The organism is Edaphobacter sp. FHG110511_03, assembly GCF_059115365.1.
The window spans coordinates 467942-481426 of record NZ_JBZYWL010000006.1 but is presented as its reverse complement, the minus strand read 5'-3'; the positions used below and the strand labels follow the sequence as shown (position 1 = coordinate 481426).

Sequence of the window (13485 nt, the reverse complement as noted above, 5' to 3'; positions counted from 1 at the left end):
CATAATGTGAAACCAGGTTCATCGTACAATCGGCAGCTTAGGACGAATCCTGCCCCCATAAGCTGAAATCAGCCCGACTCTATAGCCTGCCGAAATGCACGGATGCTTAGAGATGAAAGGTCGCTTGTTGTTTAGTAATGCATCGCGATCTAGGAATGGCCATCTGCTCTATTTCTCACGATTGCCGCGATACCTGCAAGAACCGAGAAGAAGAGCAGTGCCCATAATGCCTGGTGGGTGGCGCTCATGATCTCAAAGGTTGGGACCTCCGAGGTTTGCTTCGCAAATCCAGTATCAATGCGTAATCGCCATGTGAGAGCTGATGATGCGATGACGATGCCTCCCATGCACCCTAGTACCCGCATCAGGTTGAGCACTCCTCCCGCTTCCGCGTTTCGTTCGTCGGGGGCGGCTGCGATTGTTGCCGCGTTGTTAGGCGTGATGTACACACCAAGTCCTAGGCCGAAGAGCGCGAGCCCCCCGATCAGAGTACCTTGATCCACTTGCTCTGAGCCACTTGCCAAGAGAATGATCGCGATGCTGCAAAGACCCATTCCGACCGTCGTCAGTGTTCTCGAACCATACTTCTCATACAACCTTCCGCTGATCGGCGCCGCGATTCCGATCACTATCGGGATGACCGCAAGGTGAACACCAGCGGAGACCGGCGATCGATTAAAACCACGGACAAAGGCGAAAGACATGACGAACAACATTCCATAAAGGAGACCGTAGGACGAACTGACCCCGATGATTCCTCCGAGAAAAGGAGCAATGCGAAAGAGCCTGAAATCTATAAGCGGGTTCTCTCGTGAACGTTCCCTGATGATGAAGGGCGGTAACAAGATTGCCGTGATAAACATCATCACCAGAACAAACTCAGGCCGCCAAGTGCCGAGCTCGCTTAGGGAGATAACGAAGGCTGCCAGTGCTGGGCTCAAAAGCATCGCTCCCCAATGATCGAATTGTTTTACCAGTTTGGACTCTACTGTTTGCGGCAATACCAACCAGCCGAAAATTACTCCTGCCAGGCCGAAAGGAACCGAAACCCAGAAGACCCATTGCCAGCCGACGGTGCCTAGCAACAGTCCACCGACAACTGGACCGGCACTGATCCCGATGGCTTGAGCCGCTGCGTAAAGTCCCATCGCTCTACCGCGCTGGCCCGGTCCAACGGCTTTGGTCAAAATGGTGATACTGTTCGATCCGAGCAATCCCCCACCGATGCCTTGTAGCAGACGATAGGCGATCAAGGCCTGAAGGTCCGTCGCGAAGCCGCAGAGAAAGCTTGCTACCGTGAATACAGCGTATCCGGCAATGTATGGAATCTTGCGGCCGAAGATCTCGGACATGCGGGCGAATACGGGTAAGGTGACCGCCTACGCAAGCAGGTAGCCGATGGCAACCCAGCTTACAGTAGACAACGCAGCGTGAAAATCTCGCTCCAGGGCAGGCAGGGTCAGCTGCACTATGCTTGCATCAAGCTGTCCGATGAATGCGCCTATGCATGTGATCGCTACAACGAGCCATGGATAAACAGGCAACGCGGTAAAACGCTTCGAGGGCGGTGGTTCATGAACAGCAGATAGATAGTCGCGCAAAGGAAGCTCCTCATAAAGTGATTAGGAGAGATGTCCCGGTCTCACTATGTAGAGTTAGACCGGGCCTTACGTGCTAGCACTAGGGGTTCTTTGAAATTGTGATTCCCTCCAGCATCATAATGCTGATCTGGTCGTCACTGACCGTGATCCCAAGCACATGAGTAGCATCGATAGGGTAGTAACCATAGCCGCTGGTGATTCCGGACAGAGATCGGGCGTTGAGTCCGGTCAAATGGAACAGACCATTTACGCTATCTTCGGCACCGCTAAGCGGGATGTTTGAAGTCGGGCTATATCCCTGGGAGTTGTTGTCTGTGAAGCCGGAGATATTGTCTGAGCTTATGGCGATAGACCCCACGGCCGCCGATGCTGGAGCACCTTCTTCATTGAGGATTCCCTGGGCGGAGAGTGCGAAGTCGCCTTCATAATCCGATCCGGGGGATTTCTGCAGATAGGCGAGGCCGCCACTGGCTTCATATTGATCGACCCCAATCCCAACTGCATTGCCTTGGCCGTCGAGATAGAGTTGGAAGCCGAATGTGGCGCCGCTGACGTTGGAGAAGTTGACGCTGGAGAGAGTAACACGGCCAGTGGCATCGACAGTGTATGTTCCGTTGATGCTATTGCCGTTGTTGATGTTCAGATCATTGAAGACTGCGGAGCCAGAGACCGTTCCGTTGGAATTGAGGCCGAACCCTCCTCCCATGCCCAGATAGCCGTTCTGATCTTGTCCAAAGAGCCCAAAAGCATAGGACTGCCCAGCAACACTGATCTGGGAGAACTTGCCGGTGTTGGCTCCTTGGCTGAGAGCTACACCGCCTAGCACACCACCATAGTTGTCGGCGGTGTTTTCGACTAGATAGATTCGTCTGCCTGCGATGTATCCCGTGAGCATAACCGCGGGCAAGCTGCTGGTCGAAGGAGCGAGATTGATGTTGACTCGGCCATAGGAATCGGGAGTAGAGACAGTCCCCGAAGCGAAGGTCTGAGCCTGGCTGAAGATCCCGGCGTCGTTGAAGTCGAAGACGCTGCCGGACGGGACGAGCGCTCTGAAGTTGAAGTTGAGAACTCCGCCGACAGCGAGCTGGTTGGCTCCGTTGCTATTGTCGTCACCGTTCAGCATGAAAGCGTAGCCCCCTGAAAGAGCAGCATTGCCCGTTTGGAGATCGACAGAACCGTTGGCAGAGGCGAAGTTATCGAATTCGGTTATCAGCATTCGTGTGTTCGACACAAGGGTTCCATGTAGGATCTCGATACCGTTTATGCCGATGTTGGTGTTGGCGGTAGCGAGCGTCAATTGAAGGTTGCCCGAGGTAGTGTTGATACTGCTGCCAGAGGCGACGAGCTGGTCGTTTGAACTACCGTTGGGGTCTACGAAATCTTGCTCGCCCGATATGATGGCGCCATTCTGGATGACGAAAGCACCCGCAAGATAATAAGTTCCGATGGTGTCCTGCCCACAGAGGTTATAGACATAGGTTCCGTCAGCGAGAACGGAAGGAGTAGGTGTGGTGATGGTAACCGTTGCGTTCACATACTTGGTGGGATCAGTAACTGAGGTCGCAGTGAGAGTGACGGTATTTCCGCTCGGCGCGCTTGTTGGCGCGGTATAAGTGGTTCCGCTGCCGCTAGCAGTGGCAGTAGGGTTGAAGCTGCCGCAAGAGGAGCCACCGCAGGTGACAGACCAATTGACGCCAGCGTGGGGGGGATCATTGCTAATCGAAGCTGTAAGGTTGGCAGTCCCACCAATCGGTATTGAGGGTGGAGCTGGTGTGATGAGTACAACTGAGATTGCGGGTGGCGAAGTAATCGTAATGGTGGCCGCGACCGACTTGGAGGTATCGTTGACGGAGGTTGCTGTCACAGTAACGGTGTTGCCTGGAGGCACCAACGAGGGTGCGGTGTAAGTGGTGGCGCTACCGCTGGCCGTGGTGGCATTGCTGAAGCTACCGCAGGAAGAGTTCCCGCAACTGACGGACCACTTCACGCCACCGTTTGACGAATCGTTCGTGACGTTGGCAGTCAGGTTGATCGTGTTGGAGATCTGCAGCGAAGATGCGGGCTGCGAGGTAAAAGAGACAGATATCGAGGCAGGCGGATTCGGATTGTTGCCGGTACCTGAGCTGCAGCCAACGCTAAGCATCACGATAACAGCTGCGGCAAGAGCAAGAAGGCAGCGATTGATGTACTTCATCGCGAACCTCCAAAGGAGCCCTGTCGCATCCGAGTGGATTGAGTTGCTGTCAAAACGTTCTTCATCGGGATACCTTGTGCATTACGGACCACGAAGGTATGACCATTGATATTTAGCATTCGAACGAGAATGTATTGGTTGCCGTTGTAGGTGCGGACGATTCCGGTAAGAGTTAGGAACTGGCCGCTCGTGAGTTTTTGGGGTGATTGCTCGCTGAGCCCCGGTCCGATATTTGCGTAGAGTTCTCCGCGGGTGCTGCTGATACGAAGGTTGAGTCCACTCGGTAGTCCTAAGGCGTGCTCTAGGACAATGGACTCGACGGAGCCAGAGACGAAGACCTCATCGACGGCATTCCAGGGAGGAAGCAACGCGACATTCTGAGGATCAGTTGGTGACTGAGCATCAGCGAAAGGTAAGACGCATAGCGAAATGGTGATCGCGTAGGCGCACAAGGCTAGAAGAATAAAACGGTTGGATGTCACGGTAATCTCTCTAAATTCAAATCGGCCGCAGGTGAATCATCGAGTTCTAACCATCTAAGGTGGCCGTGCTTTTACAGTAGGGCAGTTTGAGAAAGAGAGAAATGAGTGTCGTTACACTCCAAGATATGTGGCACCACACAACGTTTACAAGAAGTACCTTTGGTTAACCTGACGCGAGCGCCGCACAAGCACCGAAAATCGGCGGCGACTATATGCTAAGGATCGACAGAATCTTCTGACACACTGAGAACCCGGTAGGCACAAAACGCACTTGTCGGATCTGTCCCATGGAAAGCAGGCCCGTTCTCAAATCGGGGTTGGTGAGGTTGGATCGTTACTGCTGAGGGAACCATTGTGATCCCGATAGTCTGCCATTAACCGCGAGATTAGGACTGCCAGATACAGGATGCCTGTAATTGCTTCCATTACTGAAATTGAGCGAGCTTGCCCCGCAACGGGCGAAATTCCGGCCGATCCGAGCGACGTCATTGTGGCGAAGCTGTAATAAACAAAATCAAACCGGTTGGGCGTCAGGTGTGTATTCAGGGTGGGATTAAGATAAATCGAACCTGGTCTGATTGCACATATCAATCCGTAAATGCCAGCGAAGGCGAATCCGATGAGCAGATAAATGCAGAGCGCACCATAAATCGTCTCGGCATTGACACGGCCGCGGGCAAACACCTTACGAAAGATGACTACGACGATAAGGCCGTCAAAGACCAGGCTGAGCACGGTGTTAATGATCGAGAATATGCTTGCATCATTCGGTGTAAGGAAGAGGTGATGGATCGTCGCAGGCGCGGCAAGGGCAATGACAAGCACCAACAAAGTCCGTCGGAAACTGACCGCGTAGATGCTCAGCAATACGACGGCGTAGGCAGACGTTCGGAAGAGGTAATAACCTATCCCCGTTCCTTCGGCAAAGGGATAGAGAATGAGATTGCCCAGTAGAAAAAGAAACAGCAGGGAAAATCGTCGCGAAGCCGAGGAAGCCTTCTTTGGGTGCGGTGTCGATTGAATCGCATCATCTGGCATAAGTAACTGTCGTCGTTAGAAAACGATAATGCACCGATTGTCTTCACAATGTTATAAGACGCTGTAACTAATTGATAATAGATAAACTGTCCTTAGGGTGGTCTCGGACAATCTTGCGCCGGCTTCGCAAGAACGAACCCTGCCAACTGCAGGCCTTCACCTACAGCAGCAGGGCTCGCAAAGCATGAACATATTTTCGGGACTTTACTTTCCTGGTTTTGGAGGAAAGTTCTTGAACATGTTGTTGATATCGCCATCGACCATCTTGGTGTTCTTATCTTCGTTTGAAGATAAGTTCTCGGTAGCCAATCCTCTCCACAACAGTTTCTTCGAACTGCCTTCGAACAGATCGATTACAAGGTTTCCGACGTTGTGATCGGTGGTGGTCGTAGTTGCAATACCGTCGCCAAAACCGGGGCCACCCCAACCTCCACCCCAGCCCCAGCCACGCCATCCCCACCCACCACCCCAGCCGCCGCCCATGTTGTCATACATGGTCTGCACCTGCTGCTGGTCATGAATATTGTCGGTTGCAAATACCGTGACTGAACCACCGCTGGGCATCAGCTTCCATCCCTTAGCCTGTAGCTGTTGATCGATCGCCTGCTGAATACGAGTCACAAAGAATGGGTTCGAAGTCTGCACTTTACCCCAAGAGTACGTGTTGTATTGCGAGAAGTCAGCTGTGTGATCGTAGTCGGTCCGCACATTGCTCGCCAGTGCTGCCATTGAGCTTCCCATCAGGATGATCGCCATCAATACGCCCTGCATATAACGCTTCATAGAACTTCCTCTTCCTCCACCACAGTGGAAATAGATATTGGTGGAGACATCTGATACGCCTCTTTCAGGAGCTCTCCACGTCTTCCCCGAGATTAAGAGCATCGTTGCTGCAATGCTATAGAGGTCGCTACACACGTAGCCGTGTGGTTCCACATAATCCAGCTGTCGTTGCGATACCCCTTTTCTACGCTCAAATCAGGTCGTTGAAAGGGATCTTCGTTTCGCGCACCTAGAATCTAATGCGGTTAGAAATCTCCCGTCTCCACGCTCAAAGGCAACCCACGACAGCCTGAAAACCACCAACAAGGATCTCGCCTCATGGGGCGAGCCCATCAGGTCTATCGAAGACGGTTTGGATCTCGAAACGGAACAAATATTGTGCGCGAGGGCTCGACATCTGAGAAACTTCCCCAATGAACCCCGCACGGAAGCTCATGCGATTGCTACTGAGCACGATCTCTCTGCTGCTATCCATCGATTGCGCGTATGCGCAGGAGACGATTGTTGCAATCCGTCACGCCGAAAAACCATCAACGAGCCTCGGGCAGCTTACCTGCAAGGGACTGAACCGCGCGCTCGTCTTACCAAAGGTATTGATTCCACGGTATGGAAAGCCCGACCGGATTTATGCGCCCGATCCCGGCACTCGAGTGGGCCGACTCGGCAATCTCAGCTATTCCTATGTGCGACCCCTGATGACGATTGAGCCCACCGCCATTCAACTGGAGATGCCTGTGAACGCTTTGATCGGCTTCAAGAACGTCGGTCAGTTAAGAAAGGAACTTCTGTCTCCGGAAAACTCAAATTCGACAATTTATCTGGCTTGGGAGCACGTGTATTTGAATCAATTTGCGAAACGGCTACTGAAGGCTTATGGAAAAGATCCTTCGGTGGTTCCTGATTGGCCGAATGACGAGTATGACAGGATCTACATCTTCCGGATTAGGGAGGTGGGTAAGAAGAAAGAATTGACCTTTGAGGTCGAACAGCAACACCTGACCGACTCGCTGAGCGACACATGCCCAGGCGCGTGAACGCCCAGGAGACCGTTCTCGCTCCCTCTTGTCCGCTTCAGTCGACTAGACAATGGGTCAGGGTCTGCGCAGGAGACGCATTCACCTGTGATGTTGATCGGACAAGATACCGAGGGATGGATGGTGGCCGGCTGAACGCCTCTCGAGCAGATTTCGGGCTTCTCTGCTCGCGGCTTCAACGGAATCAGATTGAACATCAATTGCCGGCGGGAATGCCCTCGAAGGTACCCGTGCCACCACGGTCGTGAAAAGTACCAGTAATCTTGGTGCCCTGGACGACTCCTGCTACACGTTGGCCATCGATTCTGCCGCGGAATACTAAAACCTCACGGGTCTTGGTTCTAAAGACAATGTGCTGCTGGTTGACGGTACCTTCGATGCCGCCCGACTGATTGGGGCCTTTGAAATGCCCTTTCACCTCGGAACCGTTCTGCTGGATATCAATGTGTTTGGTAGATGTGCCGCCATTGGGATCATGGCAGTACAAGTTCCATTTGCCATTGGCTTGTGCAGGTGGTTGGTCGCTGGGAGCCTGTTGGGCGAGAGCGCTAATAGGCGTTGCGATGAACAACGCGATGTTGAGTACGAAAGCCGGGCAAGCGATGCGATACATAAGAACTCCTATCGAAGGCGCTGGAAAGTGGGATCTTTATTTACGTCCACTAACGGCCGCTTCAGTAATGCTTTCTAAAAGAGTATGAAGCATTAGGTACGGTAAAACACTAGTTATCGCTACACGACTGCATGTGTAGTACCACACGACTCTGAATGTAATAACATCTATATCTTTGGATCGGCCACTTTCGTACGATTCGATTCGTAGGACAAGATTCGTTGCTGGATCCACGGCGGGAGGACGAAATGAGGATAGACGTACACGCTGTCGGGGCGGGGACGGTCAGGTCAACCATGGCCACGGAGCTGGCGCGATACGGGCTGTCGGTTCGAATCATCGACCACGCGGTTATGTCGCACTGCGAACGAAGAGCCGCGACATGGAGGATGTGTGGAGATATTTCAAGGAGTCGCGTGGTGACGCCAGGCAATTCAAATAAAGGAAGGGAGACTAAACGATGAGAGATCTGCTTACCCGCAGGAAAATGATACAGGGTGTGCTTGGTGTGGCTGCTGCGGGAGCGATTGCGCACAAAGGGGATTTGTTCGCACAGGTTGGACGCAACGGACGGCCAACGGGGCAGGAGATGGGCGAGATGAATCGGATTGAGTTCGCCTTTCGTAAGCAATATAGCGTGCCCGCGAGTTCGATTGCGATCTCGCGCAATGGGCAGTTTGTTTACGACATAGCACACGGCATGGCGGACAAGCAGGGGGCACAACAGGTACAGCAGTCGAGTTTATTTCGCATCGCCAGCGCAACGAAGCCTGTTACGTCGGTGACGATCTTCTCTCTGATCGAACAGGGGAAGCTTAATCTAAACGACAAGGTGTTCGGCCCTTCGGGCGTGTTGGGGACAAAATATGGAAACGGTCGTTACAAGCAATATGTGACAGACGTCACGGTGGACCATCTACTGTCGACGGGAATGTGCTGGGCAGCGTTGACGAATACGCGAACCCAGCCTTCGAACGAAATTGATGCTTCACTGGATCAGACGATGTGGAATATGGTTCGGTCTGTTCCGGAGTGGAGTGCATGACTCCAGGAGGGTAGCTCGGCTGATGATCCATAATGGGTTCTGCCTCCGCTCGCTCAATCAGACATGGGCCGAGAAGCCGCATCCAGATGACCGCAAGCTTCGAGACACCAGTCATCCCGGTCTTTGCAAAGCACATCGACCGGGATCGTGGTGGATGTCATACTGATATCCTCTGTAGCTCGTTAGATACTTTGTCGACGCCACGAATGGGACTCTCGCTGTCCAATGTGCGCTACATATCTAGAAATATTTGCGACCGTGTGGAACCACACGGCATCCTGTGTAGCACCACTATGGCGATTGTGTATCGATATCTCTATCAGAACGGCGAGGAAATCTTTAGCATTAGGTTCTATGACCGGGTCTGCAGGGAATGCGATAAAAATATTGATTGTAGATGACAATGCAGGAGTAAGAAGGCTGATACACCAAGTTGTCAGCGAATTTGCAGAAGAGGTACGTGAATGTTCCGATGGTGATCAATCTTTGTCTGCCTATACAGACTTTCAGCCCGATCTTGTGCTGATGGATGTTCGCATGCCAATTATGGACGGTCTGACGGCGACGAAGTTACTCAAAAAGGCATACCCAGAGGCCAAAGTCATCATTGTGACCGACTATGACGATGACCTGGTTCGCAGTGCAGCACAAGAAGCGGGCGCGTGTGGTTACGCATTAAAGCAGAACTTAACTGTCCTGGAAGACCTTGTCGTTAAGAAACTATTGCATAGATGAATTAGTGCAGTCGCTCATGCAAAACCGTCCGATGTTGCAGCGCGAATCGCGCCAGGGCGTTCGCTCCTTCAAGACTGAGTTTACGGCACATATTTGTGCGATGATTTTCGACGGTTCGATAATGTATGGAAAGATCATCGCCAATTTCCTTGCTGGATTTTCCGTCGGCGATGAGGCGAAGAATCTTCTTCTCCGTCGGTGTGAGCGACTGCAGGTTGGAACTGAGCATATCTCCCGCAACCTCGCTCTTTTGCCCAAATAGAATGGACGCCATGGTTGAGCCGATATAGGTTCTGCCTGCACATACGGCATGAATCGCTTGGGCCACTTCGTCAGTTTCACTGCCTTTCAGAAGATAACCTCTACCTCCGACTTCCATCGCAGCCCGCATCAGGTCTTCGTCAGCATGAAAGGTCATGAAAACGATGGACGTCCCTAGTTGCTGCGATTTTACCTCCCGCGCCACGGCAAGGCCGTTCATTCCTGGCATTTCAATGTCCAGGATGGCGATCTGCGGACGCAGTTCCCTGATCTTGTTTAGGGCGGTTTCACCATCTGCCGCTTCGGCCACAACCGAGAGAGTCTCATCGTCTTCAATCGTCGCCTTAAGCCCCTTCCGGACGATGGGGTGATCATCTGCGAGCAAGACCGTAATAGATTTATTCATTTTAGAGATTCCTTTCCTGCAAGGAACGAAATTGTTAGCTCTGTCCCGAGTCCAGCCTGACTTCGAATCTTCACGCTTCCATTGAGCAGACTTGCTCGTTCATTGATTCCAATCAACCCGAATCCTCCTGGGCTCCTTTTCGCCGCAGGAGGCCCATCGGGAAAACCCTTACCATTGTCGATGATCGTAAGATAGAGCGCACCGTCCTTAGGTTCCGCGGCAATCTTCGCCTCCGTCGCCTGGGAGTGTTTAACTATATTGTTAAGGGCCTCCTGCACAATCCGAAAGAAGTTGATGCGCAAGTCGTCCGGAAAAAAGGTGTCAATATCTCCAAACTTCGTCGTGAACTGAATTCCTGATGCAAGTGACGCCGTGCGTACAAGGCTCTGGATCGCCTTGGATAGCCCTAGCCGGTCTAGTTGAAAAGGGCGAAGATCATATGAGATGGCACGTGTCTCCTCCATCGCAGCCGTAGCTTCTGAGCTTATCTCCTCGATTCTCTGGCGCCGATCTTCCTCGGATTCCTGTTTGCCTTTGGGTCGGAGAAGAAACAATGCCAAATTCTTTATGACGATGAGCCGTTGACCAAGACTGTCATGGAGTTCGGCAGCAATGCGACGACGCTCATTCTCCTGCGAAGCAATCAATTCACGTGAGAAGGCCTGTTGCGCAGCCTGCGCGCTTGTCAGTTGACGCACCCGATAGCCCCAGATCAATCTCATCGTTATCAAGATTGCGCCAATGATTAAAGAGATAAACCAGGTCCGACGATAAAACGGTGGCACAACCGTTACTTGCAAGGTAGCGTCGTCAAGATTGCTGACCCCATCGCTATTACGAGCCGACACCCGGAAGGTATATTCCCCAGGTGGAAGATGCGAGTAATAGGCTGTTCGGCGAAGGCCCACCTTCTGCCAGTCAGCATCCACACCGTCCAACTTATAGCGAAAGCTGACCTGTTCGGGTTTTGTGTAACTTAGTGCGGTGTAATCGATCTCGAGGTTTGTCTGGCCTGGTTTAAGGAATGCCGTTCTCGTATTGATTGGCTCCTGTTGATCGATACTGAAACTATCAATCTGAACTCGCGGAGGCTGACTCACAACAAGCATTTTCTCTGGATCAAGAATTGCAATGCCGATTTGCGTTGGAAACCAAAGCGATCCGTTGGCATCTTTCACCCCGGAAGGCCACCCCCCTCCATTGCATTCTGCGCTCAACATACCGTCGGCGCGGCCGTAGGATACGGATGAGACCATAGCCTCTCGTCCGTCGGCTACTGCTGTAAGTTGCTCCCGGTCCACTCGATAGATTCCACGATTCGAGCTGATCCAGAAGCGTTTTTTGTTGTCTTCAAGGATTTGAAAAGCACCGTTGTCGAAAAGACCTCTGCGTTTGTTGAAGGAGATCCATTTGCCGTCGCGGAGCCACCCAATTCCACCGTCATACGTTCCAACCCAGATGGTGCTGGATGAATCTTCGAAGATGGTTCTTATATTGTTGTTCGGCAGGCCCTCTTTCTCGGTCCATCGAGTGAAATGCCCGTCATGAAGGCGCGTTAGGCCGCCGTTACCGCCGATCCATAGATCTCCATGGCTGTCTGTCACGATTACACGTACATCGTCTGAAGCCAACCCGTTTACCGTGCTGAGATGATGTGTGGCCGTGCGGTTGGATATTGTCAAACCACGTTCCGTGCCGAAAAGCATCGATCCATCAGGCGCTTGATAGATCACCAGAGGTGCCCCCGCGTCTCCTAAGGAGATATTTGGTTCATTGATTTTGCCCTGAACGAGCGTGCGGATGCCCGAGTGAGTTCCAATCCAGAGGATCCCATCCTTGTCCTCAAACAAAGATGAGATCGATCCAGGGATGCCCTGGGCCATTGTAAAGGTGTGAACCACCTTGCCATCGCGAATCTCCGATAATCCACCAGGCCAACTACCGGCCCAGATCTCTCCTGACTTGGAGCGAAAAACAGGATTCGTATTATTGCTCGCAAGTCCCTGTTGCTCGGAGAGAACTTCGATCTGTTGCCGTTGAATGCGATAAAGCCCTTGCGTCTCTGTGCCCAACCAGAGATTGTCCTCGTTATCTGAGTTGATCACATTGAGGTTTATCGGGTGGTTGGTGCCTCCGATCGGCAAACGGAGCCATCGTTCGAAACGATCAGGAGTAACATCAACCTTCCAATCTTCCCCCGACAAGCCGTGCAAAGCGAAACTCGCTAGCTGATGAGTCAACGGACCGGGTTTATCGGCGAGACGTCCGATTCGTCCGTCTTTTGTTCCGATCCACCCGTCGTTATTAGCATCCATCACCACGCCACGGATCTCGGATGAATTAACTCCCTTAGGCATAACAAAGGTTGTGAGGTGGCCCCGGTTGAAGCAGATTAGTTGCTGGCCACGCTGAGCCCAAAAGCCAGTTCCTCGCCATCGAAGCGCATCGAACTGAAGATCGTTTGTGCTAAAGTTTGCTCGTTCGAAACTTTGTTTAGTCTCATCCCACAAAAGAACTTTGTGTTCAGACAAGACCCAGACCTTGCTGTTGTCATAAGTGATCGCGTTTACTTCGTGAGGTTTAACGCCATGACGCCCATTAAGCGTTATGAATGAGCCTCGATGCATGAGTACGAGGTTATAGTCTTCGCTCAGCATCCATAGATCCCCACCTGCGCCGGGCACCATCGTGATGAATCGGCTGGAACTAATCTCAGGTGTAGTGCTTTTGTCATAGACTTTGAAGCGAACACCGTCGAAACGCGCCAGCCCGTTCAGAGTAGCTACCCAGAGATAACCATCGGGTGTCTGCACTATACCGCGCACGCTGCTATGTGGTAGGCCCGTGTCAGCCGTCCATTGTGTAAACCTGTATTGTGCTAAGCATGACTGTGCCGACAACATCCAAATGAAAGCTGCTAAATAGAAGACTGTTGCGGGAATCGTTCGGAGTAGTGTTCTTAGAAGATCGCGCACCGTTTACCTTTAGGGCCAACGCCATCATTCTAAGGCCATATTCCCATTAAGGCGCAGATGGTCAGCGCGCAACCTAGGTTGAATGAGCGTCATGTTTGTGCATTGACAATCGCCTAAGCTTTGACAAATGAAGATTGCTGGCAAATTTGACCGTCGCTGCCGATTGCACGACAGCAAATTATCCAGGCGTCTTTCGGGGTGCAGATTATTGGTGCAGACGTCAGTTGATCGAAAGCAGGGCAGTTTCAAATAAAGCCTTTACTGTGTGACACTTATCCCGCAGTAGACCTTTTCGGACACGTCTGACGGTTTCCCTCT

At 52.2% G+C, this 13485-nt stretch carries 11 protein-coding genes and 1 pseudogene; 3 read left to right on the top strand and 9 right to left on the bottom strand.

Annotated elements, in window-relative coordinates:
• Positions 1–149: 149 nt before the first annotated feature.
• The 6 genes and pseudogenes from AC5S26_RS24415 to AC5S26_RS24390 all read right to left on the bottom strand — a co-directional run.
• Positions 150–1367 (bottom strand): annotated as a pseudogene (locus tag AC5S26_RS24415) (MFS transporter); the annotation flags it as partial.
• 12 nt (positions 1368–1379) lie between these two features.
• Positions 1380–1601, bottom strand: a complete 222-nt coding sequence (locus AC5S26_RS24410) for a hypothetical protein (protein ID WP_494187556.1) — start codon at positions 1599–1601, stop codon at positions 1380–1382.
• Positions 1602–1680: 79 nt separating this feature from the next.
• On the bottom strand, positions 1681–3795 hold the full coding sequence (locus AC5S26_RS24405; protein ID WP_494187555.1) for a hypothetical protein: 2115 nt from the start codon (positions 3793–3795) through the stop codon (positions 1681–1683).
• On the bottom strand, positions 3792–4277 hold the full coding sequence (locus AC5S26_RS24400) for a hypothetical protein (protein WP_494187554.1): 486 nt from the start codon (positions 4275–4277) through the stop codon (positions 3792–3794). The genes AC5S26_RS24405 and AC5S26_RS24400 overlap by 4 nt, the downstream gene beginning before the upstream one ends.
• Positions 4278–4583: 306 nt before the next feature.
• The gene (locus AC5S26_RS24395; protein ID WP_494187553.1) at positions 4584–5315 is read right to left on the bottom strand and encodes an ion channel; all 732 of its coding nucleotides are present in this window, start codon (positions 5313–5315) and stop codon (positions 4584–4586) included.
• A gap of 204 nt (positions 5316–5519) precedes the next feature.
• Positions 5520–6098, bottom strand: a complete 579-nt coding sequence (locus AC5S26_RS24390) for a DUF4136 domain-containing protein (protein WP_494187552.1) — start codon at positions 6096–6098, stop codon at positions 5520–5522.
• A 434-nt stretch (positions 6099–6532) separates the two neighbouring features.
• Between AC5S26_RS24390 and AC5S26_RS24385 the strand changes: the two genes are divergently transcribed.
• On the top strand, positions 6533–7132 hold the full coding sequence (locus tag AC5S26_RS24385) for a hypothetical protein (protein WP_494187551.1): 600 nt from the start codon (positions 6533–6535) through the stop codon (positions 7130–7132).
• 196 nt (positions 7133–7328) lie between these two features.
• Here the strand turns inward: AC5S26_RS24385 and AC5S26_RS24380 are convergent, their stop codons facing one another.
• Positions 7329–7745, bottom strand: coding sequence for a hypothetical protein (locus AC5S26_RS24380; RefSeq protein WP_494187550.1), 417 nt, complete (start codon positions 7743–7745; stop codon positions 7329–7331).
• A 460-nt stretch (positions 7746–8205) separates the two neighbouring features.
• Between AC5S26_RS24380 and AC5S26_RS24375 the strand changes: the two genes are divergently transcribed.
• Both AC5S26_RS24375 and AC5S26_RS24370 read left to right on the top strand, forming a co-directional pair.
• On the top strand, positions 8206–8790 hold the full coding sequence (locus tag AC5S26_RS24375; protein WP_494187549.1) for a serine hydrolase domain-containing protein: 585 nt from the start codon (positions 8206–8208) through the stop codon (positions 8788–8790).
• Between the two features lie 354 nt (positions 8791–9144).
• Positions 9145–9525, top strand: coding sequence for a response regulator transcription factor (locus AC5S26_RS24370; protein ID WP_494187548.1), 381 nt, complete (start codon positions 9145–9147; stop codon positions 9523–9525).
• Position 9526: 1 nt separating this feature from the next.
• Here the strand turns inward: AC5S26_RS24370 and AC5S26_RS24365 are convergent, their stop codons facing one another.
• Both AC5S26_RS24365 and AC5S26_RS24360 read right to left on the bottom strand, forming a co-directional pair.
• Entirely contained in the window at positions 9527–10192 is a 666-nt protein-coding gene (locus tag AC5S26_RS24365) for a response regulator (protein ID WP_494187547.1), read from the bottom strand.
• Positions 10189–13095, bottom strand: coding sequence for a ligand-binding sensor domain-containing protein (locus AC5S26_RS24360; protein WP_494187546.1), 2907 nt, complete (start codon positions 13093–13095; stop codon positions 10189–10191). Before AC5S26_RS24360 ends, AC5S26_RS24365 begins: the two co-directional genes overlap by 4 nt.
• Between the last annotated feature and the right edge of the window lie 390 nt (positions 13096–13485).